General features: G+C 52.6%; 23 protein-coding genes and 1 tRNA gene. 13 read left to right on the forward strand and 11 right to left on the reverse strand.

The features are described 5' to 3' along the window. Nucleotides 1–90: 90 nt before the first annotated feature. Complete coding sequence (locus PXG97_RS04085) at nt 91–711, reverse strand: YdcF family protein (protein ID WP_276496442.1); 621 nt, start codon at nt 709–711, stop codon at nt 91–93. Between the two features lie 71 nt (nt 712–782). Here PXG97_RS04085 and PXG97_RS04090 point away from each other — a divergent pair, with 71 nt between their 5' ends. Further along, on the forward strand, nt 783–1,010 hold the full coding sequence (locus PXG97_RS04090) for a VF530 family protein (RefSeq protein ID WP_276496443.1): 228 nt from the start codon (nt 783–785) through the stop codon (nt 1,008–1,010). 505 nt (nt 1,011–1,515) lie between these two features. Here the strand turns inward: PXG97_RS04090 and PXG97_RS04095 are convergent. The 6 genes from PXG97_RS04095 to PXG97_RS04120 all read right to left on the reverse strand — a co-directional run bounded on the left by PXG97_RS04095 (nt 1,516) and on the right by PXG97_RS04120 (nt 8,410). Beyond that, complete coding sequence (locus tag PXG97_RS04095; RefSeq protein ID WP_276496444.1) at nt 1,516–2,133, reverse strand: head GIN domain-containing protein; 618 nt, start codon at nt 2,131–2,133, stop codon at nt 1,516–1,518. Nucleotides 2,134–2,402: 269 nt separating this feature from the next. Next, entirely contained in the window at nt 2,403–4,313 is a 1,911-nt protein-coding gene (locus PXG97_RS04100; RefSeq protein WP_276496445.1) for a RecQ family ATP-dependent DNA helicase, read from the reverse strand. A 114-nt stretch (nt 4,314–4,427) separates the two neighbouring features. After that, nucleotides 4,428–5,207, reverse strand: a complete 780-nt coding sequence (locus PXG97_RS04105; protein ID WP_276496446.1) for a transporter — start codon at nt 5,205–5,207, stop codon at nt 4,428–4,430. Between the two features lie 142 nt (nt 5,208–5,349). Continuing rightward, a complete protein-coding gene (locus PXG97_RS04110) occupies nt 5,350–6,132 on the reverse strand; it encodes a hypothetical protein (protein ID WP_276496447.1) in 783 nt (260 codons plus the stop codon). 411 nt (nt 6,133–6,543) lie between these two features. Then, complete coding sequence (locus PXG97_RS04115; RefSeq protein WP_276496448.1) at nt 6,544–7,212, reverse strand: ABC transporter ATP-binding protein; 669 nt, start codon at nt 7,210–7,212, stop codon at nt 6,544–6,546. 121 nt (nt 7,213–7,333) lie between these two features. Then, nucleotides 7,334–8,410 (reverse strand): AI-2E family transporter, encoded by a 1,077-nt coding sequence (locus PXG97_RS04120; protein WP_276496449.1) that lies wholly within the window; start codon nt 8,408–8,410, stop codon nt 7,334–7,336. A gap of 182 nt (nt 8,411–8,592) precedes the next feature. Here PXG97_RS04120 and sucC point away from each other — a divergent pair, with 182 nt between their 5' ends. Continuing rightward, the gene (gene sucC, locus PXG97_RS04125) at nt 8,593–9,789 is read left to right on the forward strand and encodes an ADP-forming succinate--CoA ligase subunit beta (RefSeq protein WP_276496450.1); all 1,197 of its coding nucleotides are present in this window, start codon (nt 8,593–8,595) and stop codon (nt 9,787–9,789) included. Between the two features lie 88 nt (nt 9,790–9,877). On the opposite strand, the gene PXG97_RS04130 is transcribed toward sucC, so the two are convergent. Next, nucleotides 9,878–10,294, reverse strand: coding sequence for an organic hydroperoxide resistance protein (locus PXG97_RS04130; protein WP_276496451.1), 417 nt, complete (start codon nt 10,292–10,294; stop codon nt 9,878–9,880). Between the two features lie 153 nt (nt 10,295–10,447). Between PXG97_RS04130 and PXG97_RS04135 the strand changes: the two genes are divergently transcribed. After that, nucleotides 10,448–10,521, forward strand: a tRNA-Arg gene (locus PXG97_RS04135). A 294-nt stretch (nt 10,522–10,815) separates the two neighbouring features. Here the strand turns inward: PXG97_RS04135 and PXG97_RS04140 are convergent. Further along, nucleotides 10,816–11,838, reverse strand: a complete 1,023-nt coding sequence (locus PXG97_RS04140) for a rod shape-determining protein (protein WP_276496452.1) — start codon at nt 11,836–11,838, stop codon at nt 10,816–10,818. Nucleotides 11,839–12,976: 1,138 nt separating this feature from the next. Here PXG97_RS04140 and PXG97_RS04145 point away from each other — a divergent pair. Next, complete coding sequence (locus PXG97_RS04145) at nt 12,977–13,543, forward strand: hypothetical protein (RefSeq protein WP_276496453.1); 567 nt, start codon at nt 12,977–12,979, stop codon at nt 13,541–13,543. Between the two features lie 48 nt (nt 13,544–13,591). After that, on the forward strand, nt 13,592–14,203 hold the full coding sequence (locus tag PXG97_RS04150) for a hypothetical protein (RefSeq protein ID WP_276496454.1): 612 nt from the start codon (nt 13,592–13,594) through the stop codon (nt 14,201–14,203). Between the two features lie 269 nt (nt 14,204–14,472). Here PXG97_RS04150 and PXG97_RS04155 read toward each other — a convergent pair whose 3' ends face one another. Then, nucleotides 14,473–14,706 carry a hypothetical protein gene (locus tag PXG97_RS04155; RefSeq protein ID WP_276496455.1) on the reverse strand — a complete coding sequence of 78 codons (234 nt, stop codon included), beginning with the start codon at nt 14,704–14,706 and terminating at the stop codon, nt 14,473–14,475. A 426-nt stretch (nt 14,707–15,132) separates the two neighbouring features. Here PXG97_RS04155 and PXG97_RS04160 point away from each other — a divergent pair, with 426 nt between their 5' ends. The 8 genes from PXG97_RS04160 (at nt 15,133) to PXG97_RS04195 (ending at nt 22,964) form a co-directional block, all read left to right on the forward strand. Continuing rightward, nucleotides 15,133–16,035 carry an EboA domain-containing protein gene (locus PXG97_RS04160; RefSeq protein WP_276496456.1) on the forward strand — a complete coding sequence of 301 codons (903 nt, stop codon included), beginning with the start codon at nt 15,133–15,135 and terminating at the stop codon, nt 16,033–16,035. Nucleotides 16,036–16,049: 14 nt separating this feature from the next. Continuing rightward, nucleotides 16,050–16,991, forward strand: a complete 942-nt coding sequence (locus PXG97_RS04165; RefSeq protein ID WP_276496457.1) for a TatD family hydrolase — start codon at nt 16,050–16,052, stop codon at nt 16,989–16,991. Further along, nucleotides 16,991–17,899: a UbiA-like protein EboC gene (gene eboC, locus PXG97_RS04170; RefSeq protein WP_276496458.1), complete on the forward strand. Its 909-nt coding sequence runs from the start codon at nt 16,991–16,993 to the stop codon at nt 17,897–17,899. The genes PXG97_RS04165 and eboC overlap by 1 nt, the downstream gene beginning before the upstream one ends. Before the next feature lie 34 nt (nt 17,900–17,933). Continuing rightward, the gene (locus PXG97_RS04175; protein ID WP_276496459.1) at nt 17,934–19,124 is read left to right on the forward strand and encodes a 3-dehydroquinate synthase; all 1,191 of its coding nucleotides are present in this window, start codon (nt 17,934–17,936) and stop codon (nt 19,122–19,124) included. A 28-nt stretch (nt 19,125–19,152) separates the two neighbouring features. Then, nucleotides 19,153–20,367 carry a metabolite traffic protein EboE gene (eboE, locus tag PXG97_RS04180; protein WP_276496460.1) on the forward strand — a complete coding sequence of 405 codons (1,215 nt, stop codon included), beginning with the start codon at nt 19,153–19,155 and terminating at the stop codon, nt 20,365–20,367. Between the two features lie 6 nt (nt 20,368–20,373). After that, nucleotides 20,374–21,801, forward strand: a complete 1,428-nt coding sequence (locus PXG97_RS04185) for an alkaline phosphatase family protein (protein WP_276496461.1) — start codon at nt 20,374–20,376, stop codon at nt 21,799–21,801. A 48-nt stretch (nt 21,802–21,849) separates the two neighbouring features. Beyond that, entirely contained in the window at nt 21,850–22,341 is a 492-nt protein-coding gene (locus tag PXG97_RS04190; protein ID WP_276496462.1) for a GAF domain-containing protein, read from the forward strand. A 65-nt stretch (nt 22,342–22,406) separates the two neighbouring features. Continuing rightward, nucleotides 22,407–22,964, forward strand: a complete 558-nt coding sequence (locus PXG97_RS04195) for a TetR/AcrR family transcriptional regulator (RefSeq protein WP_276496463.1) — start codon at nt 22,407–22,409, stop codon at nt 22,962–22,964. A 361-nt stretch (nt 22,965–23,325) separates the two neighbouring features. On the opposite strand, the gene PXG97_RS04200 is transcribed toward PXG97_RS04195, so the two are convergent. Then, on the reverse strand, nt 23,326–25,530 hold the full coding sequence (locus tag PXG97_RS04200; protein ID WP_276496464.1) for a S9 family peptidase: 2,205 nt from the start codon (nt 25,528–25,530) through the stop codon (nt 23,326–23,328). Between the last annotated feature and the right edge of the window lie 273 nt (nt 25,531–25,803).

Consider the following 25,803-nt stretch of genomic DNA (forward strand, 5'->3'; position numbering starts at 1 on the left):
ACATAACTATCTACTAGCAAGAACGCGAAGGCCACGGCTGAAGGTTATGCCAAGGCGGTAAGTTTTAAGTGAAGGCTCTTGATGGCGGAATTACAGCTGTTTGCTGTCACGTCGATTTAGGTAGCTCAGCACCTGCCCCACCGAGTCCAGGTCGCCTTGGGCGTTATACTTGTGGATGCGCTCCATCTCACCGGCAATCAGCCCGGCGCGGGTGTTTTCTACTTTGCCCTGCGAGTGCGTGGCCTCGCGGCACCACGGCAAGGCTTTACCGGGAATGCTGTACAGGCACAGCTGTGGATAATGCCGCCGTGCTGCCGTAGCGGCGGCCATAAAGGCCCGGGGCTGCTGAAACGGCGCCGCTGCCACGGCAACAGTCTGGTAGCCTTTGGCCTTAGCGTGTTTGGCCATGGCCTCGGCCTCTATCAAAGTATGCAGGTAGGCTGTACCGGGATCCGGAATGCCTTCTATTCGCTGTGGGGAGATGCCCCGGCTCACCAGCTCCCGGTGCCATGCCTCGTAGCCCGGGTAGCCGCTAAGGGGTTTTGTTTTCAGGAAAAGTACTTTCTGCACCCGCTCCTGCTCCAGCAGTTGCCGGGCCACCGCAAAGCCCGACTCCTGGTTATCTTCTGTTTGCCCGAAAAGGAACAAGGCGTCCAAGGTCTGATCAGGCAGTGTATCGGCCAGCGACCTGATGATGAGTTCTTCTAACATAGCCCCCTTATACGGCTGTTGCCACTGCAGGGTGCCGTTATACTTTGCCCTGAAATACGTAACTTTGCAGTATGGCAGAAGAACAGAAAAACAATCCGCTGCACGGCGTAACGCTGCAGATGATGCTGGAGCACCTGGTAGAAGTATACGGCTGGGAGCACCTAAGCCACAAGATCAACCTTAACTGCTTTAAGAACAACCCCAGCATCAAGTCCAGCCTCACGTTCCTGCGCCGCACGCCCTGGGCCCGTGAGAAAGTGGAGGGTTTATACTTGTACACCCGCCGCAAGTTCAGGTAAGGCAGCCGGGCAAAGAATTTTGCAGCAAATGCAGGCTTATACTTTATAAGCTTTGGAGCCGCCGTTTATATTTTATATATTTCATATATGAAGAAAAACGACATGCTGCGAGTAGCACAATACAGCCTGCCATACTTTGGTATACTTTATTTAGGCGTGGCCTTCCTGAAGCTTTGGGATACCTGGAGATGCCTTCTCTCAGGAATTGATGTAGACTGGGCAACAACCCTAAGCAACCTGAATTATATGATGATAGCCGCTGTGGCTTTGCCAGCTTCGGTAGCGCTGGGAAACAGAAAGGCCCGAAGACTCCTTCCTTCCAGACAGTAGTTGCTTGCTAAAGTGTAATACCAGCGCCTTTATTCATCCACCTGCTAAGCCAGTTCCCACAGAAAATATACGCCTGGAGCGGCTCCCCGGCGGAAACCTGCAGCTGGCACAAGAGCGTCTGCGGCAAGTGCAGGCGAAGTTATAGGTGCTCCGCCTGCCTGCTGCTAAAGAACTTTTACTTCTTCACGACTTTGCCAGAGCCGGAGATGTTGGAGGTGACAGCCGGGTTGCCCAGGTAGTACACTATTCCGCTTCCTGAAATGTCTGCCGCCAAAGCCTCGGATGCGTTTACCTCCGCCACACCGGATCCGGTAAGGTTTACGGTTGCGTTCTCGGCCTGCAGGTCGAAGGCTGCGGCCTTGCCAGAGCCAGAGATATTCACGTTGTACAAAGGCGCCGCCCCATGCAGCGCCACCTCGCCAGAGCCGGTCACGCGGGCAATCACTTTCGCCGCCGCTACGTAAAAATCGATCTTTCCCGAACCGTTAACCTCCACAGCCAGCTCGTTTGCTGTAAACTCCTCCTGGCTGGCAATACGCCCGGAGCCATTTAGGTACAGCGACTCCACCTGCGGCATGGTAATGTATACCTCCACCGTCTTGCTTCTCCTCACACAGTCGCGGTACTCAATTTCCCAGGTGTTGTTGCTGATGCTGGTTTCGAGTTGGTCCAGTATGTTGGGTTCACCCTTTACCTCTACCTGCTGCGTCTCTCCCTGCGTGATGTATACTTTAAAATCACCGTTCGCCTCCACCCTGCTGAAGGGCTGCAGGTTCAGCGTGCGTGTTTCCACCGCTCCCTCGCCTTTTATGCAGTTGTTATCTTCGCAGGCACTCAAAAAAGCTACTCCGACAAATAAGGTAAGTAATTTACTCCGCGTTCCCACCCCTCTTTTTCTGGTCATCCTAGTCATAGTTTTATTTTGTGATACCTAATGCTAAGTAGATACCATAAAACGGAGATTGGTTGCAAGAAATGAGAGGAGCGCCCCCGGGAAGTATAAAATATACCGCAAAGGAGGTTCAGGGGCAGGTGAAGGAGTAGCAGTAAGGTGTGAAAACTTTATTCTTTTACCTCCAGCCTGCCGCTCTCCTGGTACTGCAACTGGCCTACATCCAGCATTTCCCGAATAAGCGTTGTGATGGCCTCGGCATGCTTCGGCTCGAACTGCTGCACCAGTTCCTTGGGAAGGCAGGACCTGCCCTGTAGCAGCTCCAGTACTTTTGCGCGCAGCTGGCTTTCCTCCACGCCCTCCCGCTTTTTTTTGCGCTCGGCCAGGCAATAATCACAGATGCGGCAGCAAGCGTCAGAGATCTCCCCGAAGTACTCCAGCAGCAGTTGGGTGCGGCAGCGGTTTTCCGTCTGCACATAGCGGCCCATTTCCTTTGCCTGCTGCAGTGCCCGCTCGCGCAGGGTGTTCAGTTTTTTGGTGTTAAGTACCACGCGGCTTGCCTCCTCGCGCGGAGCCGTGAAGACGAGCTGCGGGGAGTCGTGCTGGGGCTCGTAGTTAATAACCTGCAGCCTGTGCAAATACTCCAGCTTGCGGCGCAGCTCCTGCTCCGGCACTTTCAGCAGCTCCGCCATTTTCCGCTCCCGCACCTTCACAAAATTCACAAAGGCCTCTCCGCCATACATCCGGAGTATCAGCTGGATAAGCTTGTCGTGTTCCGGGTTCTTGAGCTGAAAGCTGTACAGCTCCGTGTTCTCCAACGCCAGCATCAGGCGCGAGGGCATGTAATAACTCTCGTTGAGCTGCACGTGGCCTTCCTGCTCCAGCCGCTTCACGGCATGGTGCGCTTCCAGCGGGTTCAGTTTATACTGCTTGGCAAAGTCGGCCACGTCAAAATCGAAACTGCTGAACTGCCCGCTGCCCACGGCCAGCTGGTAGTAGTTGGCCAGGCACTGGTATACCCTGCGGATAAACTCCACCGGCGGGTGCGCCTCCTCCACCTTCCGCTGCAGCTCTGCTACATCGTTTGGCCCCAACAGTAGGGTAGCGTACGCATACTTTTCATCCCGACCGGCGCGGCCCGCCTCCTGGTAATAAGCTTCCAGGCTCTCCGGCAAATCCAGGTGCACCACTAGCCGCACATCCGGCTTATCTATCCCCATCCCGAAGGCATTGGTGGCCACCATGACACGCACCTTATCCTCCACCCACTGCTGCTGCACCTTACTGCGCTCCTCAAACTTAAGTCCGGCATGGTAAGCAGCAGCGGAAATGCGGCGGCTCTGCAGGAACTTGGCCATCTCCACTGTTTGGCGGCGGCTGCGCACATACACGATACTCTGCCCAGGCATGCGCTGCAGGATTTCCAGCAGGCGGTTCGCTTTATCCTCCGTTGGCAGACAGGAGTAAGAAAGGTTAGCGCGGGCAAAGCTCTTCTGAAACACGTTGGGCCTCGGGAACCTCAGTTTCACCTGTATGTCCTGCTTTACCTGTTCGGTTGCAGTCGCTGTTAACGCTATGAGCGGCGCTTGGGGCAGCACCTCGCGCAGTTCGGCCAGCTGCAGGTAAGGAGGCCTGAAGTCGTAGCCCCATTGGGAGATACAGTGTGCCTCATCCACCGCCAACAGCCCTACCTTCATGCGCTTCACCCGCTCCTGAAACAGATCGGTCAGCAGACGCTCCGGTGACAAGTATAAAAACTTTACGCCGCCATACACGCAGTTATCCAGGGCAACATCAATTTCCCGGCGGCTCATGCCAGCGTACACGGCCACGGCAGAAATGCCCCGCTTTTTAAGGTTCTCCACCTGGTCCTTCATCAGGGCGATGAGCGGCGTTATGACCAGGCAAACCCCTTCCATCGCCATAGCCGGCACCTGAAAGCAGATCGACTTACCACCACCCGTGGGCAATAGGGCCAGCGTGTCCTGCCCCGCCAGCACCGAGGAAATGATTTCCTCCTGCAATGGCCGGAAAGTGTCGTAGCCCCAATAGGTTTTAAGTATGTGGTGGATGTCCTGCACGCTATAGCTGGTTTCTGTAACGCGAAGATAAGGGTTAGCGCATAGAAGTCAGCGCCAGGAGGCCGGGTTTATACTTGCGGGCCAGAGCATAGACTAGGCGTTGCCGTTGCTGCGCTACCTTGGCAGGCGCACGGCAATGCCTGTTGTAAAAAAGAAGTCAGGGGCCGCCTTATTCAACCCTGCCCCGGCGGCAACATCCAGCTGCAGGTGGGGCAGTAACAGGAAAAGTACACCGGCGTCAGCCTGATGCTCAGCTTTCTCCCCTTTCTGCTTGTTGCCAAATACCTCCCCGAAAACCGTCAGCTTATTATGCACCTCTCCACTCAGGCTGACAGTATACCCCCGCCTGGGGTCTCCCTCCACCCAGCTGTGGGTCAGGTTATAGGCTATCTCAATCTTGTCTGTTACCTCGTTCGAGAGCGAGAGCCTTAGTTCCGGCTCCGGTTCATCGGGCCGGAAAGCGCGGGAGCCCACCGGCAATGCCGCCCGCACCAGCAAGGCTGCCTCGGGTCTCCACCCCTGTTCCTCCCACAGCTTAACCTTGAGCCCGAGGTTTAGCGGCGCCAGCCCGTCCACGTCCAGCTTCACACCGTTCTCCACCACCGAATCCCGGATGGCACTTAGCACCCTCAGCTCAAGCCGGTCCAGCACGCCCACCCGGAGCAAAGCCGTTGGGTAAGCATGCGTTCTGATAGAAAGCCCCTCGGCCGTCGCCTTCTGGTAAAAATACCCTGCCTCCAGCTGTACTGTGCCCTTCGGTATTAGCGTCGATGCTTCCGTCTGGTCGGGCCGGTCTGTCTTTATTTTCTCTTCCCCCTGCGCAAAGCCGGTACGGGCAAAGCAGGTTAGCATGCCCAGCAGCAGGACCAATCGTAGCTGTGTCGTATGTCTCATAGCTGGTGCCTCGGTATCTGTCTTCCCTTGTCTATACGGCGGAGCAAACCTCAGGGGACAACCTGTCATTCCTCCGCTTGCTAAAACAAAAAAGTCCCCACCTCGATTGAGATGGGGACTACAGCTATTGGTCCTATACCGGTTAAGCAGCGGCAGACTGTCCGTCTTCGCGCTCCTCAATCACTTTCTTCAGTTTCTCGATGGCCTGTGCAGCACGCTCCTCATCAAATCGGTTGATGTTAAGCAGCATCTTCGTCTTCTCCTGGCGCGTAATGGTCGGGTTGTTCAGCAGGCGGATAATCTCCTCCTTCTGCTTGGCCGAGGCATAACGCACACTGGTGCTCTGCTCCTCAGGCTGCTCTGCCTCCGCAGCCGGTGCCGCCGTAGAAGACTTCATGGTTGCTTTCTTCTCGGTTGGTACAGCCGGCTTAGCAGCAGACTCGTTTCCGCCGTAGTCCATTTCCTCAGAAGGCGTTGGCTCATAGCCAGCAGCCCGGATCACCCAAGCCAGGATATTACGGTAGGCTTTACCGATGGCCCTCGTTTGCGCCATAGAGGCAATGGCAAACTCCTGGTAGTACTTTTTACCCTGCTCCCGGTTAGAGCAGATGGCAAAGCCGGCCCCAACCACCTGCTGGCTACGCAGGTCCAACAGGTTCACCTTTGCCTGGTACTTTATCTCATCGTCTGTGCTGATGTTCACCACGTGCTCCACTACCGGCAGAATACCCAAACGCGAACCAGCATACTGCCAGCCCTCCACGTTCACGTACTCCTTGCCCTGGATGTTCTGGAAAAGGCGGTTCTCCTTGATGAACTTTGCCAAGTCAGTGGCCAGGTGGAGCGTCTCGTCAGACTTGGCTATATCGTAGCTCTCAATCTTCGGTTTCTTCTGCACCTTTGTTTCTTTATCAGGTTGATTCATACTCATTTAGCTTTCATAGTTGTGTTACATATACCTAACAGAGCTGCAGGGCAAATAGTGCAAAAAATCAGAAAAAATTTGCGTTTTATCATACTGATAATCAGCTTGTTGCAAAATTTTTCATACCATAAAATGTGCCCGGAAATTACGCCGCTCAAAAGCTAAAAGTTGAGGAAAGGGTGAAGTATAAATACGTAGATCGAGGAAATTGGGATATGGGGAGAAAGAGAAACAAAGCCTTGGAGAGGCCAAAGCCCAAAGGCATGGGACCTGCGCTGCGCTGGGAACTGATTTTCCCAAATATAATTTATTTGATCTTACGGAAGCGAAGCTGCTGAAGCAGCGAAAAAGGACAGGCGGTGGCCTGTCCCGGCAGGAAAACAGCGTTTTAATGATTTAGTGGCCAACAGCCTAGCTCACCCTCATCTCCTCCACTATCTGGCCGTCCTTCATTACCAAGGTGCGATCGGCCATGGCGGCGAGCTGCTCGTTATGGGTTACAATCACGAAGGTCTGGTTGAACTCATTGCGCAGGCGGAAGAAGATGTCGTGCAGCTCCTGTGCGTTTTTGGAGTCGAGGTTGCCGCTGGGCTCGTCGGCAAAGATAACCTTGGGCGAGTTGATGAGGGCGCGTGCCACAGCCGTGCGCTGCTGCTCCCCGCCAGACATCTCAGAAGGCTTATGCTCCAGGCGGTGCGAGAGGTGCAGCATGTTCAGGAGTTCCTCGGCGCGCTGGCGCACCTCCTTCTCCGGCCGGCCAGCCAGAAACCCCGGCAGGCATACATTCTCCAGCGCCGTGAACTCAGGCAACAGGTTGTGGAACTGGAAAATAAAGCCGATGTGCTTGTTGCGGAAACGCGCCATTTCGGTAGCGCTCATCTTCGCGATGTTCTTGTCGTCAAACATTACCTCGCCGGTATCCGCTGTATCCAGCGTACCCAGTATGTGCAGCAGCGTACTTTTGCCGGCCCCGGAGGCCCCCACGATAGAAACTACCTCCCCTGTGTTAATTGTCAGGTCGATGCCTTTCAGCACCTCCAGTGCCCCGTATTTTTTATGGATGTTTGTTACCTGCAGCACGTTCTGAAAAGTATAATTTGGCTTGATACCTAAGATGGTCAGCCAAAGCTACAAAAATTTTGCCGTTGTAGGTAGCCTATACTTTGCAAGGCTGGTTATACTTGCCGGTAAGCCCCTCCTTTCAAAGGCCTGAACCTTCGGGAAGCGATTCATCTGAAGCATCCACAGGCTCTGTTTCCAGCACGTCCTTCACGTAAAACTCATTTACCCACACCAGCAGCACGGCAAGTATAGGCGCGGCCAGCAACAGGCCCAGCCCCCCTTGCAAAATGCCCAGCAGCACCTGAAAAAACAGCAGCAGGGCCGGCGGCAAATCCACCGTCTTCTGAAATATGAGCGGAGTGATGACGTAGCTCTCCACCATCTGGATGCCGCCATACACCAGAATCACGTACAGTGCCATCTGCGGGCTAACGGTTAACCCGACCAGAACGGCAGGAAGGCCCGCAATCCAGGGACCGATGTTAGGTATAAAGGCCAGGAAAAAGGCGATCAAGGCCAGTGCGAAAGCCAGCGGCAAGCCGATGGCGCTATAGCCTATGGCTGTGCTCACACCAATTATGGCCATCGCCGAAAGCATCCCCACCAGCCACAGTTTCAGGGTAGTGTAGCTTTTACCCAGCACTTCAATTATGCGGCTGCGGTTACGCAACGGGAAAAGCTTCACAAAACCGGTAGTGTACATCGAGGGGTTAGAAGCCAGGAAAAGCGCCGTGATAATAACGATGAGCAAATCGGCCAGAAAGCTTAACGTGCTGGAGAAAGCACCCGAAAGCTTGGAGAGCAGCGCATCCTGATTGGGCATGGCCTTGCTAATATCGTTAGGCACCTGGCTTATCAGCTTCTGCCCCCAGCCATACTGGCTGAGCCAGTCCTGCACCTGCTTTATCGCCTGGGGTATGGTCTGCCGCATTTCCTGCACCTGTTGGCTCACAGTGGGGGCCACCAGCCAAAAAGCGGCAACTATCGCCCCAAAGAAGAGAAGCACAGATAGCAGTAGTGCCAACCCGCGCTTCAGGTGGAGCTTATCCCTAAACCAGTCGGTCATGCCGCAAAACAGCACGGCCAGCAGTATGGCTCCGAACACCAGCAGGAAAAAGTAGGCGTGCCTGCCCAGCAGGTAAAAGCCGGTGGCGATCAGGAGCACCACCAGGGCTGCAATGGCTACACGTTTGGCATATAAGTATACATTCATCATAAAATTTGCATCGTGAATAGCATCAACTTGTACAATAATGAGTATACTCTGGTACTGATTTACCGTAATGCACGTTACAAAAGAAGCCTGATGCACGAGCAGGCTGCTTATATTTTAAAAACACTTTTCTTGAATTTAAGCCGATAAAGGCTTACTTTCGTGCGTCCATTAAAACTGAAAGCATGAACATACACGAATATCAGGCTAAAGAAATTTTAAAGAGCTACGGAGTACGTATCCAAGAGGGTATCGTGGCTGAGACGCCAGACCAGGCAGTAAAAGCTGCCATGAAACTGACCGAAGAAACCGGCACAGGCTGGCACGTGATCAAGGCCCAAATCCATGCGGGTGGCCGTGGTAAAGGTGGCGGCGTGAAGCTGGCCAAAAACCTGGACCAGGTAAAAGAGATTGCAGACCAGATTCTGGGTATGACGCTGGTAACGCACCAGACCGGACCGGAAGGAAAGCTGGTACAGAAAGTATTGGTAGCCCAGGACGTATACTACCCAGGCGAGTCGGACCCGAAGGAGTTCTACCTGAGTATCCTGCTGGACCGCGCGAAAGGTCGTAACGTGATCATGGCCTCTACAGAAGGTGGTATGGACATCGAGGAGGTGGCTGAAAAGTCTCCTGAGAAAATCATCAAAGAGTGGATCGACCCTGCTGTAGGCCTGCAAGGCTTCCAGGCTCGTAAGATCGCCTTTGCTTTCGGCTTAGAAGGTGAGGCTTTCAAGGAGATGGTGAAGTTTGTAACCAACCTGTACAAGGCATATGTGGAGACAGACTCCTCTATGTTCGAGATCAACCCGGTTCTGAAAACTTCTGATAACAAGATCCTGGCTGTTGACGCAAAGGTTAACCTGGACGACAACGCCCTGTACCGCCACAAAAACCTGGCAGCTATGCGCGACATTACAGAGGAAGATCCTTTGGAGGTTGAGGCTGGTGAGTTTAACCTGAACTACGTAAAGCTGGATGGCAACGTAGGCTGTATGGTAAACGGTGCAGGCCTCGCGATGGCTACCATGGATATTATTAAGCTTTCTGGCGGTGAGCCTGCTAACTTTCTGGACGTAGGGGGTGGCGCCAACGCGCAGACAGTGGAAGCCGGTTTCCGCATCATCCTGAAAGATCCGAATGTGAAAGCGATCCTGATCAACATCTTCGGTGGTATTGTGCGCTGTGACCGTGTTGCTAACGGTGTGGTAGAAGCCTACAAGAACATCGGAGACATCCGTGTTCCGATCATCGTTCGTCTGCAAGGAACAAACGCAGAGGAAGGTGCTCGCATCATCGATGAGTCTGGTTTGAAAGTTTACTCTGCTGTAGCCCTGAAAGAGGCTGCTGAAAAAGTAAAGCAGGTTTTAGCTGAGGTATAACCTAAACCCGGTATAAAAAAGAAGGGCTGCTAGTTTTGGCAGCCCTTCTTTTTTATACCGGGTAAGCTATCTTGGCTACTCCCTAAACTTACAGCACCTCCAGCTCTACCTCAATGTTGCCACGCGTGCCGACAGAGTACGGACATATCTGATGCGCCTCATCTACCATTTGCTTTGCTTTCTCTTTATCTACGCCTTTTAGTTCTACTTCTAGCTTTACACTCAGGGCATAGCCCCCATCATCTCTCCTGTTCAGATCCACATGGGCAGTCACGGTAGATGCCGGGTCCAGACGTTCATGATGCTTGCCTGCCACCACCAGTAAAGCGCTTTGGAAACAAGCAGAGTACCCTGCAGCAAAAAGCTGCTCGGGATTTGTACTCCCCCCTTTTCCTCCCAAACCTTCAGGCAAGGCTAACTTCATATCAATTATTCCGTCGTCTGACTTAATCTTGCCTTGCCGGCCTCCTGTTGCGGTCACCACCGCTGTATACACTTTTTCCATAGTTTTAACTTATTTACAATAACTTATCTCTAGAAGAGATGAACTGCTGAAGGGGGGATAATGTTTCCGGCGCCCCTATTGTTAAGGTTAAAAGCATTTTTTAACGGTGGATGTTTCGTAATGTGCATTTACTTGCTATTTTTGCATACCCAAGCACCCGTAGTTCAATTGGATAGAATATCGGATTTCGGCTCCGAGGGTTAGGGGTTCGAATCCTCTCGGGTGCACAAGTACTGGACAAAGAGCAAAAATTAGCTCTTTGTCCTTTTTTTATTCATCTACTTACTTAGCAGGCCTGATAACCCGCACCACCTCGTTCCTCGAACGGTTTGTACTTTTCTCCCATCAATCACCAGATACTCCAGAATGATCGAACAGGAACTGCAACCCTCTACTAAAGCTCTTTCCAGCAAGCAGTTTTCTATTGATTGTATTTACATACCACCTGCTACTCTGGAGAAGATGCTTCTCGAGAAAAGTCCTACGCAGCTAACCCGCACCTAAAGCAAGGAAAGTACCTGCTACCTCATCAGGAACTTAAACCGGTCAATGTTTTTCATGGCAATGCCCGTGCCTTGCACCACTGCACGGAGTGGGTCCTCCACCACATGGGTAGGAAGTTTCGTTCTGGCGGAGATTCTCCTGTCCAGCCCGCGCAGCAGCGCGCCACCCCCCGTCAGGTAAATACCTGTTTGGTGTATGTCAGCAGAGAGTTCGGGTGGGGTTGCTTCCAGGGTTTTCATGATCGCCTCCTCTATCTTGGACAGCGAGCGATCCAGAAATTGAGCGACATCGACATAGGAAACGTACACCTGCTTCGGCAAACCTGTCAGCAAATCGCGTCCTTTGATAGGCAGGTCAGCAGGTGGGTCCTCTAACTCAGGCAGTGCCGCCCCTACCTCCTTCTTAATTCGCTCGGCTGTGGACTGCCCAATCAGCAGGTTGTGGTGTTTCCGCATATAGTGCCTGATGTCGGCATTAAAGCTCTCACCTGCCACCTTCAAAGATTGGTCGCAGACGATACCGCTCAACGCGACTACGGCTATCTCGGTCGTGCCCCCTCCGATATCCACGATCATGTGCCCATTTGGCTCCTCCACATCCAGGCCAATGCCAATGGCAGCTGCAATAGGCTCGTGTACAAGGTACAGCTCCCTGGCACCGGCAATACCGGCTGAGTCGCGTATGGCACGTTTCTCTACTTCAGTAATACCGGAAGGCACACAAATCACCATCCTGTATGAGGTAGCCAACTTCCTTTTACCGGCATGGATCAGCAGTAGCATACCTTTGATCATATGCTCTGCCGCATGAAAATCAGCAATGACACCATCCTTCATGGGCCGTACAATACGAATGTCCTCGTGCACCTTCCCCTCCATCTGCATAGCCTTCCGGCCTATGGCCAGCACTCTGCCCGAAGACCGGCTGTAAGCCACAATTGCGGGTTCGTCTACCACCACCTTGTCGCCTTGCATGATCAGGAAATTAGCTGTGCCCAGATCAATGGCAATGTCCTCTCTAAAAAAATCTAAAAAACCCATTTGTGTTGTATTCAATTACGACTCCTGTGCCCGAGTCGGCAGGTAAAGGAGCTGATGAACAAGCTCCAGGTATATACTAGCATGCTTTTCTGAGGCTACGCCACCCCATCATGGAAATGATGGAGCGGAGTTAGGCCGTGCAGCCATGACCCAAAGTTGCAGGTTATCTGCCCCTTGCGGTGTGGGCGCCACAGAAAAGTAACTTTCTGAAAATGCTCAAAATTCGTTCGAAGAGGATGAGCCTCCGTTCAGGTAGGTTGGCTTGCGCCTGTGGCCGGAATCTCCGGCCTACTTAATGAAGGCTTTTGGGGCGGAATAAAAGAAAAGGCAGTAACCATTCAGCACGTCACATAACGATACGTGATGCGATGCCGCAACAAGGCCGGTAAGCGGCTTTGCTAACATGAAAACTGATAGTAGTTTGGAAGGCAGCACGGTTCTGAAAATGATTTAACAAATTAAGGCATATAGCGCTATAAAAGCAACAGCCATCTACTTACCAGTAGGCCCACTTGCTGCGCTATACTACCTTTAACCCTAAACTACGTGTGAAAATCTCTTCTGCAGGCGTTGTGCTACGGCCTGCGCAGGCTTTGTTTGAAGAGAGCCGATCTCAAGAAGATAGGCTAACAGCAAGCAAGTTACTCTACTTCTTCGGGCTTTAAAGTCAGAGACAAATCTGCAGTAAACCGCATTTATACTGTGGGGTTAACCTACCAATGGAGCGGCCATTTTCCGTTTGCAGGTTTTTGGGTAAGCCAGTAGAACTAACTGCCGTGGCTCATGCCACACCAATTGATTGCCGAAGTTGCCTGACACCGACTATTCTGCCGCATTTTCTACCCGCCTATACATGTCTGCCTACATCGAAAAGAGCGCCCGCCGAAGTATAAAAACAAACATTTCCACTTTCATGGATCGTCCTAAATTAAGAGGTTACCTATAGAGGCCACTATAAAATAAAGCACGGTTACTAAAGTGAAACAGCTCTTAACGTATCGCACTCAGGTCGTTTTAGTCGGGAACTACACTGCCTCGTAGAAGCAAGTAGCACATTTGGCAAGGCAGCATGATTTGATGCACTGCTTCCATATGAAATCACGTACAACCTTTTTTGCTCAAGAAAATAGATATATACATGACAAACGACACGGTACAGCACGCGCTGTCTGACTTAGGAAATGCTATAGGCAAAGGTATTTTGGCAGGATTGGCAGGCACAGCTGCCATTACTATTTCTCAGATGATTGAGATGCAAATCACAAAGCGAGAGGGGAGCAAGGCGCCAACTAAAGTAGCCGGACAGGTGCTGGGCGTTACGCCAAGCAACAAGGAGGAATCGGAGGAACTAAGCGGCGAGCCTGAAGATACTGACAAAACAAACAAAGAGGTAAAGGAAGAGCATGCAGAGCGCTTTTCCCAGATAATGCACTGGCAGTACGGCACTTCCTGGGGGGTGGCTCGGGGGCTGCTCTCCTTGGCCGGGGTTAAGGGCTGGCCTGCAACAGCCACCCATTTCGGTGCCATTTGGTCAACCGCCCTGGTAATGCTTCCCGCTGCCAATGCCTCAGAGCCCATCACTGAATGGTCGCCAAAGCAGATCGCTTTGGATGTGCTGCACCACAGCGTATATGCCATCGCCGCAGGCCTGCTCTATGATTACATCGACCAGGACACAGCACAACGGGAAACGGCTAATCGCTAACCTTGCAAGATAGATAAATCCATTTTTTAAATTAAACCAAGACAAGCTATGAGAGATCAAAATGACTATTCCGACTACGGAAGAAACCGACAAGGCAGCGGTAGCAACCGCTCCGATGACCGCGACCGCGACTCAGGACGCTACGGCAGCCAAGGCTCCTACGGCGACCGTTCAGGCCGCTCCGACTACAGCTCCGGCTCAAACTACGGTGGCTACTCTGGCAACCGAGACTACGACTCAGACCGCGGCAACTATAACAGAAGATTTGATTCAGACTACGGCAACTACTCCTCTTCCATGAACCGTGACTACGACAGGGATAGAGATCGCCGGGGCAATCAGGATATGGGCGACAGGTACGGCAGCCGCTACGGCTCAGACAACTATGGCAGCTCCAACTCCAACCGCGACAACTACAGCCGCGGCGACTACTCCTCGAATTACTCTTCCAGGGGCCGCGACCGGGACATGTACGGAGACAGGGACCGAGACAGAAACTACGGGTACGGCCAAGACAGGGATAGAGATAGAGATAGAGATAGAGAGTATGGCTACGGCAATCGCTACAGTTCCCATGACTACGGCAGCAGGGGCTCCAGCCGGGACCGGGATCATGACAGAGGCTACGGTAACCGCGACAGAGACAGAGACAACTATTAGCTGACACGCAACAACTATAAGTAAACCTATAAAGCTAGTAAGGCGCAAGGCAAACAGCAGCTGCTGTTTGCCTTGCGCCTTGTTGTTGCAGACCGTGTGCTTCTGTATAGTCCTTATGCTGGTTCTGGCAAACAGCTTCGCCTACTGCCTGCGGTGGCAGGTCAGGCCTTCTCCTGTTCTGGCAGCTTCCTTACGGGCATAATGGTAAACACCTGGAGGCGCCGGTTAAGCTTTTCAACTTCTCGAATCGTATCCTCTATCAGTTGGGTTTAGTTATCCTCCTGGTTAGGGACCACGAAACCCTCTCCTAAATAAATGTGCCCCTCTTCGCGTAGCCTGATGTTGAAGCCCCTTATCCAATGTTGCTGGCTTAGCGTGTGCTTGATCTCCTCTATCAGTGGGTCCCGCTTTCGGTTGTCCGCCGTCTTTGGCACCTCGTCCATCAGGTTAAAAGCTGCTTGCTTCAGGTTTGTGTACCTATCATGCACAATGTCGCCCGTCATCCTGCCAGACCTACACCGCATCCTCCCTATACTTGGACTAGAGGTTCTAAGGGGAGTATAGTATTGAAAAGCCTCGCATGCTTATACTTCAAGGAAGTTGCCTACAGCAGCTTCACATTCTTAAGTCCCTGTTCTGTTTTTGCTACTGCACTCTAAAGAGGCGCTTGGGGCGGCAGAGAGGGCATGATATTTTTTAAACATTATTTGTAAGGCTACCCTAGAAATTCGCCTTACTCAAAACCAAATCTTAAAACGACCGTTTGGTAAACAATATCGAATACTAAGTATATAGAAATGCTCAGGATCCAAAGCCCCATCACAAGCCCGCTCAAGCATGTTAAAGGTATTGTAATGCAAAACAGGTTTTAGCCACCTGGTCTGGCATCCCAAAAAGAACCAATCATCATAAGCTTTCGCAGTTATATCATGACAACCTATCAAGCAGATTTATCAAGGTCAAGAGACTTTATACTTGATATTTTTACAAGAAGCGCTTCAGAGGAGGCCGTGAGTTGGCTAAAGGAAAAGCTACAGCGAGTAGCTGAGGCCGAAACGGGCAAAGAGCTTTACCTCGCCTTTAGCGCCGCGCCGCGCTTTACAGGCAAACAGATGCTCCAGCTGCATGACGCCGACCTGGCCAAAGCCGAAACCATACGAGCGGGCTTTAATCCTTCCTGTTGGACTACGGACCAGGCGGCACGCACCCTGTTACTGCTCGCTACACCGCACCAGGACAAACAAGCTTACCTCAAGAAAATAGACCAGCTGTTCGGTACTGCTGAAATGGGTGAGCTGGTGGCGCTGTACGCCAGCCTTCCTCTCCTGCCTTACCCTGATGCATACAAGCTTCGAGCGGCAGAAGGCGTCAGGACTAACATGGGCACCGTGTTCGAAGCGATTGCCCTGAACAACCCCTACCCTGCCGATTACCTGGAGGAGGGGGCCTGGAACCAGATGGTGCTCAAGACAGTGTTCGTAGGCAAACCGCTCTACCGTATCTATGGGCTGGAGAAGCGCAGCAACCCCACTCTGGCCCGTATCCTGTCAGACTACGCCCACGAGCGTTGGGCCGCAGGACGCACGGTAACACCAGAGCTATGGCGGCCAGTAGGGCCTTTCATCAACCAGGAACTCATCCAGGACATCAAAAAACTTTTTGAACACCCGGATGCCATTCAGCAGGAGGCAGCAGCTTTGGCCTGCTCTCAGGGTAGTTTCCTGCAGGCAAGAGAGCTACTGGAGGCGCACCCTGTCCTGAAAAACAAAATAGAAACAGGCGAGCTGAATTGGAACTACATAGGCGAAAAAGTATCCACCACCAATCAATAAAACCCTTACACACCATGACACCAAACAAAATGATGTTCATTGACCCACACGTTCACATGACTTCCCGTACCACGGACGATTATGCCAGAATGAGCGCTGCGGGTATCGTTGCGATTATAGAGCCTTCTTTCTGGTTGGGCCAGCCACGCACTGAGGCAGGTTCCTTTAAAGACTATTTCAGCAGCCTGCTGGGTTGGGAGCGCTTCCGGGCCAGTCAGTTCGGCATCAAGCATTATTGCACCATCGGGCTTAACTCGAAAGAGGCAAACAACGAGGCGCTGGCCGAGCAGGTTATGGAGCTTTTGCCCTTGTTTGTATGCAAGGAAGGCGTGGTGGGAGTCGGTGAGATCGGTTATGATGACCAGACGGCTGCCGAAGACAAGTATTACCGGCTGCAACTCGACCTGGCAAAGGAAGTAGGGCTCCCGGTGCAGATCCATACCCCGCACCGCGATAAAAAGGCAGGCACTATCCGAAGTATGGAGGTGGCCATGGAGCACGGCATCCAGCCGCACATGGTAATTGTAGATCACAACAACGAGGAAACAGTAAAAGACACGCTCGACAGGGGCTTTTGGGCCGCCTTTACCATTTATCCGAACTCTAAAATGGGGAATGAGCGCATGGTTGAGATTGTGAAGCAGTATGGCACGGAGCGCATCATCGTGAACAGCTCTGCTGACTGGGGTGTAAGTGATCCGCTGTCGGTTCCCAAAACCGCTTCGCTGATGCTCGAGCGCGGCATCTCGGCAGAGGACGTGCGCAAGGTATGTTATCAGAATGCATTGGATGCTTTCGGGCAGAGCGGCCAGATGAAGGAATCGGATTGGCTACAGGCTGTGCAGGTAGACCAGCGCGATAAGTTTTCTGACAACTCCATTCTTCGGGGCGGGCAGGAGCCTTTTGTTGGCAAACGCAAGTCAACAGGCCAGATAGAGGACAACATCATTCGCTAATGAACATAGGAGCCTATATCAGGTTGATGCGCCCCGCAAACATTGTGACAGCCATTGCCGATATTTTGATGGGATTTGCAGCTTCCGGCGCACTGCTCTCGCTCGCTTTTCGGGAGAGCGACTCTCTTAGTTTGTCGGCGCTGCAGCCGCTCTTATGGCTGGTGTTGTCCACGATCGGTCTCTATGGGGGCGGCGTAGTTTTCAACGATGTGTTCGATGCGGAACTCGACCGGGTGGAGCGCCCGGAAAGGCCTATTCCGAGCGGTAGAGCAACAGTATCTGGAGCTGCCGCACTAGGCGCTGCACTGTTGGCGGGCGGCATTCTGGCTGCCTGGCAGGTATCGGCACTAAGTGCTGTTATTGCCGCTGCCACAGCAGCCTGTGCTTTGCTATACGACTGGAAGGGAAAACACCACCCTGTGCTAGGCCCGGTTAATATGGGAGCCTGCCGTGGGGGAAACCTACTTCTGGGCATCAGCGCTATTCCGGCTGCCGTGGAGCAACTATGGTATCTGGCCCTGATCCCAATCGTGTACATTTCAGCCATTACCATGGTGAGCCGCGGCGAGGTGCACGGAGGGAACAGCTCGGCCCTGAAGGGAGCCGTTTTACTATACGCTATCGTTATTGGCGCCATTATTTGCCTTACTTTCCTGCCGCAGTTTAACGTACTCTATAGCCTGCCCTTTTTGGCCCTGTTCGGCTACCTTATTTTTCCGCCACTTTTTAAGGCCATGCCTGCAAAGGAACCTGCTGCTGTGATGCGGGCAGTTAAAGCAGGCGTACTGGCCCTGATCGTGATGAACGCAAGTATGGCGGCTGGTTTTGCAGGTTGGCAATATGGCCTTCTCGTGCTCCTGCTCTTGCCCGTGTCGCGTTACATTGCCAAAAAGTTTGCCGTTACTTAAAATCTAGCTACGGCATTAGAGTCAACTCTTACTTATGAAATCAATCATCCAGGAATTTCAGGTGCCCTTTACCTACGGCATCTATTTTACAGAAAGCCTCTTCGGCAAGGAGAACCCAATGCTTGCTGACATTCTAAAGCAAAAAAGCGACGGCACAGGGCCTCGCAAGGTGCTTTTTGTGGTTGATGATGGCGTAGCCAAAGCCCACCCAAATTTGCTTTCTGATATAGCAACCTACCTAGCGCATCATTCCGATACGTTAGCTGCTGTGGCAGACCCGGTATTGATACCTGGCGGCGAAGAGGCAAAGAACGACCCCGCCCTGTTGAACCGGGTGCTGGAAGCTATCCATAACTTTGGTGTGTGCCGGCACTCCTACCTGATCGCTATTGGCGGGGGCGCGGTGCTGGACATGGCTGGTTTTGCAGCAGCCACGGCACATCGTGGCATCCGCCACATCCGCATCCCGACCACGGTGCTTTCCCAGAATGACTCTGGCGTGGGCGTTAAGAACAGCTTCAATGCTTTCGGCAAGAAGAACTTCCTGGGCACTTTTGCCCCACCCTTTGCCGTGATAAACGATAGCCAATTTTTGCTTACGCTCGAGAACCGCGACTGGCGCGGCGGAATAGCCGAAGCCATAAAGGTAGCCCTCATAAAAGACAGCGCTTTTTATGCACAGATAAAGCAGAACGCTGCAGCGCTGGTGGCCCGGGAAATGCAGCCCATGCAGGAGTTGATTTTCCGCTGTGCCCAAATGCACGTGGAGCATATCGGCAGCGGCGATCCTTTTGAGTTTGGTTCTTCCCGTCCGCTGGATTTTGGGCACTGGGCTGCGCACAAGTTGGAGCAAGTCACCAATTATTCCCTACGCCACGGAGAGGCTGTGGCTGTTGGCATTGCCCTGGATGTAACCTATTCTAAACTGGCTGGAATGCTGAGCGAAGAGGAGTGGGAAGATATTCTAAGCTTGCTCTACGAGCTGGGTTTTGCCCTCTACCTTCCGGAGCTTTCGCAGGGCCTGGAAACGCCGGCAAAAGAGCTGCTCATACTTCAGGGCCTGCAGGAGTTCCGGGAGCACCTGGGCGGGCAACTCACCATTATGCTGCTTGAGAAGATAGGCCATGGCGTAGAGGTTCATCACCTGGATGCAGCACTTGTGTCCGAAGCTGTAAGGCAGCTACAGCAATGGCAGCCTGAAAGGGTTCTCAAGCCTATTGCATAACTTTTTGCTTACCTATTAGTCGCTCATCATGCTCATAAACGACGCACTGCATTTATCTTACTGCACCAACATTCACCCCGGGGAAACCTGGGAAGAGGTATTCAGCAGCTTAAAGAGATACCTACCGGAACTCAAAGAGAAGCTCTCGCCTGGTAAACCATTTGGCATCGGCCTGCGCCTCTCGGATAAAGCCAGTAGAGCGTTGGCGGAAAAGGAAAGATTAACCGCTTTTCGGGAGTGGCTGGATGAACACGGCTTGTATGTGTACACCATGAACGGCTTTCCTTACGGGGGCTTCCATAACCAGGTGGTAAAGGATGAGGTACACAAACCTGACTGGACAACCGAAGCCCGCTTGGATTATACCCTGCGCCTGGCACATATTCTGGCCACGCTATTGCCTGAAGGAGTTGAAGGGGGAATTTCCACCTCGCCCCTCTCCTACAAACCCTGGCACGAAAATAACGCGGAACAGTTAAATACCGTGTACTCCAGCGCAACAGCTAGCCTGGTAGACCTTGTAGCGCAACTGCGTCAAATAAAAGAAAGCACGGGTAAGACCATCCACATCGATATCGAGCCGGAGCCGGACGGACTCCTTGAAAACAGCGAAGAGGTCATCCGGTATTATCAGGATTGGCTGCTTCCTAAAGGGGTGGAAAGGCTTGTGCAATGCAGCGGACTAACGGAGCAGCAGGCCAAAGAAGCTGTTCTGACGCACATACAGCTCTGCTACGATGTGTGCCACTTTGCACTTGCCTATGAAAAGCCGGAAGAAGCGTTTGCAAAGCTTACATCAGCCGGAATCAAAATAGGAAAAATACAGCTGAGCGCTGCCTTAAAAGTGAAATTGCCTGCTGATAGTGCCGGTAAGGCAGCACTGGCCGGAAAGCTTGCTCCCTTTGCAGAATCCACTTACCTGCACCAGGTGGTGGCACAGGATGCAGCAGGCAAGCTCATCCATTATCCTGACTTACAGCTGGCCCTGGACACCATTCAGGAGACAGAAGCCCAGGAGTGGAGAACCCATTTCCATGTACCGCTCTTTACGGATGCTTATAACGGACTCCAGTCTACACAGGACGATGTGGAGCAGGTACTGGTATACTTACAAAACAAGCACATCACAAATCACCTGGAGGTAGAGACCTATACTTGGGAAGTGCTGCCCGAAGGGTTAAAAGTTGACTTATCTCAATCCATCCAGCGCGAACTGGAATGGGTTACGAACATCATAAACTAAACCAAGATGCAAAAGACGGTAGTAATCAACGTAGTGGGGCTCACGCAGTCGCTAATAGGTGAGCATACTCCCTTCTTAGCGGAGTGGTCGGCAAAAACAGCGCAACAGGCACCTATACATCCTGTCTTGCCTGCCGTTACCTGCGCGGCGCAGGCAACATATTTAACGGGTAAACTGCCGGAGGAGCACGGTATTGTCGGGAATGGCTGGTACTTCCGCGAGGAGTGCGAGATAAAGTTCTGGCGGCAGTCGAACAAACTGGTACAGGCCCAAAAAGTATGGGAAGCCGCCAAAGCGGCAGACCCTTCCTTTACGTGCGCCAACATGGGCTGGTGGTACAACATGTACTCCACCGTCGACTACTCCCTTACACCACGGCCGCAGTACCTGGCCGACGGGCGGAAGCTGCCCGACTGCTATACCCACCCGGCGAGTCTGCGCGACACCTTGCAGAAAGAGTTGGGGACCTTTCCCTTGTTCCATTACTGGGGACCTAAGACCTCTATCAAATCGAGCAAGTGGATAGCAGATGCCTCTAAAATAACCGATAACCTGTACGACCCGACGCTCACGCTCATTTACCTGCCGCACCTCGATTACAACCTGCAGCGCCTGGGCCCAAATGACCCGCGCATTGCCACAGACCTGAAGGAAATAGACGCTGTTTGTGCCGATCTGATCAAGTTCTACGAAGCACGCAATGCGCATGTGATCGTGCTGTCGGAGTATGGGATTTCGGAGGTGAATCAGCCCGTGCACCTGAACCGGATACTGCGGGGGCGTGGCTTGGTTGCCCTTCGGGAAGAACGGGGACTGGAGCTGTTGGATGCAGGAGCCAGCGAGGCTTTCGCCGTGGCAGACCACCAGGTAGCCCATGTTTATGTGAAAAATAAAGAGCGCATAGAGGAAGTAAAGCAGCTCCTGGCACAGGTACCGGGGGTGGAAGAAGTATTGGCAGGCGATGAACGGGATAAGTATAGCCTGGGCCACGATCGCTGCGGCGAACTGGTGGTGGTGGCCAGCAAGCATGCCTGGTTCACCTACTACTACTGGCTCGACGACAGGAAGGCACCCGACTTTGCACGAATAGTAGATATCCACAAAAAGCCAGGCTATGACCCGGTAGAGATGTTCGCTGATCCGAAGATAAAATTCCTCTTGCCCCTGGTGGCTGGCAAGCTCATCAAGAAAAAGCTTGGCTTCAGAACCTTGATGGACATCATCCCACTGGATGCTACGCTTGTGAAAGGCTCTCATGGGCGAGTTCCTGAGACACAAGATGAGTGGCCTGTGTTCCTCTCCAATAACAAAGATCTGTCACTCCCGTCCAGCTTACAGGCAACGGATGTATTCCAGCTCATACTTCATCACCTTGATGTGAAACGTAAGCAGGATGCGGACTCATTTCACCATGCCGGCTCGCTGGTAAACTAATTCTTCGTTATAAAATCATTCTCTCGTCCTCTCTAACAACAAAAATTTATGCCTTCCACTACTTCAGCTATTCTCGCAAACCTCCGCAACCATGACTCGGAAGTTAACTGGCAAGCGCTCCTGAACGACATTATTTTATCCTTTGACTGCTCTACCGGCACGCTTCATTTTTATGATAAGGAAGCAAACCTGTTGAAGCTACAAGCGCAGCAGGGGATTCCGGCCTTCCTGCTGCCTAAGATGATGGAGATCCCTATCGGAAAAGGTATGGCAGGCATTGCCGCAGAGCGCAGGCAGCCTGTGGAGATGTGTAACCTCCAAACGGATAATTCAGGGGTGGCCCGTCCGGCGGCAAAAGAAACAAAAGTGGAGGGATCAATAGCTGTTCCCATGCTGCTGAATGGGGAGCTATACGGCGTGTTCGGTGTTGCAAAGCCAGTGCCCTACGACTTTACGCAAGACGAGCAGGATACCTTGCTGAAGATTGGAACAGAAATGAGCCTGTACCTTAGCGCAAAGTCTGCCCCGGAGCAGCGATAGGCGCCGCTAACTATATGGTGTGCATTCCGCTGCGTTTACCAGCCTTCACTTCCCCGGTCTAACTTATGCCAACGCAAAAAACAGATAAAGCACAGATCTTAAGCAAGGCTTGCCAGGTTTTCCGTGAGAAGGGTTATCACGCTACCTCCATGGCTGATATCGGGAAGGCATGCGGCCTGCTGAAGGGAAGTATATACTACTATTTCCCAAACAAGGAGGAGCTGATGAGGCAGGTTCTCATCAGTGACCACGACGCCACGAAAACTATTGTTTGCTCTATAGCTTATGAGGAGCAGTTGCCAAGCAAAGAAAGACTCCAGAAAATTCTGTTGGCGCTGGAAAGTAGTTATTTTGATCAACCGGGAGGGTGCCTGATGGCCAACATCGGGCTGGAGTCGGCTCAGGTGAAGCCTGAGTTTATTCAAATCATCAGACAGTTCTTTGAAGACCTGATTGCAACATTTGCTTACCTGCTTCAGTCGCAGCATGAACAGGCAAAGGCACACATGATGGCAGAGCAGGCCGTACAGGAAATAGAAGGCGCCGTCATGCTCTCGACCATATTTCACGATAAAAGATACTTCCTCTCTACCGCTACCAGAATACTATCCTACCTGCGCTAGCCAAGCTGCAAGGCAACGCTCTGCCACTTCTGGCAACACACTGGAAATAACCTCCCGGCAGCATGCTCCAGCCTGACAGGATGATATTTAAGCCTGAAGATTTACCGATACTGTAGGCTGACCTCTTAGCCAACAGTATCGGTAAACCAGATAAGAATATAAAGCGGTTCGACCACATCCTCAAGCACGCCGCCCTCACGAGGGCTCTGTCCGGAGGGATTGATCAGGACCAGGCAAAACATCCGATCTGCACTTTGTTAACCTTACTGGCTACAGCAATGGAGACGGCACGGGAAATAAAGCGCACCGGTAGCCTGCAAGCTGATGCATCTCCGTGACTTGCTTACGGGAAGCGCGGCAGTTACCTCCCTCCCGGCGGGCAGTACTGCTTCAGGTAATTCGTAAACAAAGTCGACAGGTGTTCGTTGGTGCCCTCTCCTTCCGAAATGCTGTGCGAGCGGTTCGGGTACGGCATCACCTGGAACTGCTTGTTATACTTAATCAGCTCATTTATTAACTGCTCAGCATTGTTATAATGGACGTTATCGTCGCCGGTGCCATGGATGTAGAGCAAATTACCCTGCAGGTTCTTGGCATGGGTGATGGGAGACCCCTGCACAAAGTCTTCGCGGTTTTCCTGCGGCAGGCCCATGTAGCGCTCCTGGTAAATGTTGTCGTAGGTGAGCTGGTTGGCTACAGCAGCTACCGAAATTCCTGTTTTATAGATGTCCGGGTGCTGAAAAAGCAGGTTGAGCGTGGCAGAACCGCCACCACTCCAGCCCCATACGGCCACCCTGGCAGTATCTACAAACGGCAGCTTGAGCAGCTCACGTGCCGCCGCTGCCTGGTCGGAGATGTTGAGCTGGCCTACCTTCCGGTAGATGCTCTTGCGCCAGTCCCTTCCTTTCGGTGCGGGCGTGCCCCGGTTATCCAACGACACATAGATGTAGCCATCTGCCGCCATGTCGCCCTTGTACAGACCGTTTTGACCTGCCCCATACGTATCGGTCACGGTTTGGCCGGCAGGCTCGGTGTATACATAAAACACGATCGGGTATTTCTTCTTCGGGTCAAAATCGGCAGGCTTGGCCATACAGGCATCCATCTCCACCCCATCCGCAGTTTTAACCTTGAGAAACTCCACGCCGCTGGCAGCCTTATCTGCCTTGGCCAAAGCTTGCTGTACGGCACTTTCACCGCCAATTGCCTGGTGGTTAGGCAACGTCACCCACTCGCTAACAGGTCGAGTATAGTGGTTCGAGAAGCGGTGCTGGGCATACGTGGCGTTAGGCGACAAAGTATACGTATGGGTGCCTGGCTGCGCTGCCGGGGTAAGCCGCTCGGCTTTGCCTTTGCCATTCAGGCGCGTGCGGTAAAGGTATTGCTGGGTGGCATTCTCCGGCGAGGCCAGAAAGTATACGTATCCTCCCTTTTCGTCGACACCGGCAATCTCCATCACATCATAGTTGCCTTTGGTGATCAGGTTCTCTTTTTTGCCGTCGCGGCTTACGCGGTAGAGGTGGCGCCAGCCGTCTTTCTCGCTCGCCCACAAAAACTCTTTGCCGCCACTCAACCAATCCCAGCCGCCGTAGCTATAGGAATTGTCCCAACTCGGTAGAATATCGATCCATGCCTCGTCCTGCTCTTTGTAAATCGGCTTGGCTTGGCCGTTAGCTGCATTGCACAGGTACAGTGTACTTTCGTTTTGCTTGCGGCTCAGTTGCTGTACAATCAGTTCATCACCAGAAGCGGCCCATTCCATGCGGGGCAGGTAGGTGTTGCGCGCATCACCGGGAATCTCCATCCAGCGGGTAATAGCTGAGTTGATGTCCACCACGCCGATCTTGTAAGGCGAGGGCGCTTCCCCGGCTACCGGGTACTCTACCGGAATCACCTTGGCATAGACACCATCCAGCATGTCGAACATGATGTAGTCTTTTACCTGCGTGGCATCCAGCTGCCAGTAAGCAATTTTTTTACTGTCGGGGCTCCAACGGAAGCCGTCGCGGGCAGAGAATTCTTCTTCGTAAGCCCAGTCGAAGGTGCCGTTGATGAGCTTGCGGGTGCCGTCTTTCGTCAGCTGCTTTTGCTGCCCGCTCTGCAGGTCTTCTACAAAAATATTGTGCTCACTCACGTAGGCCACCTTGCATCCGTCCGGCGAGAATTTAGCAAACATCAGCGATGACTCTGGTCTTCCGGCACCCATCTGACGTAGCTGTTTTGCCTGTAGGTCATACACCCAGTAATCGCCCCGGGTATCATAGCGCCATACTTTTTGGGTATTGGTATAGAGCAGCACTTTCTGTTCATCAGCAGACAAAGCAAAGCCCCGCACCTTTAAGGGTTCGGTTTTACCGGCTGGTACCAGTGCGGCTTTCTCCAGGAAAACTTGGGAAGCCCCATCCGGCAACGTATACTTGACCAGCTGCCCCTGCTCGGCCTGCAGATAGGCATTGCCGGCTTTCAACCACTGGCGGTTCTGGTTACCCTGGGCAAGGGAGGTGGTGGCAAAGATAACGAGCAGCAACAGCTGCAGTAAAAGGGTTCGGAGTTTAAAGCTGTGCATGACGGAATGATGTGATGAATAGTAGCCCAATGCGGGGGTTATGTGCATTTAAGATCTTGCTCTTACTAATTTAGATTACTTGTAAAGAACTCACAGCAGGAAATATACAGTTTTATTTGCAGCCGTGCATCCCGGTTTTCTGAAATGCTACCAAACCGCATTTTGTAAGCGTCCCGCTCTTCCGGACTTCTTTATCCGAAGTTACCTGCCGGGGATTTTTTAATAAGGTGTGACTGCTTATGCGGACTGAAAAGTCTGCAGCAGACTGGTTTC

Origin of the sequence: Pontibacter litorisediminis (assembly GCF_029360645.1) — a bacterium.
Lineage (GTDB): Bacteria > Bacteroidota > Bacteroidia > Cytophagales > Hymenobacteraceae > Pontibacter > Pontibacter litorisediminis.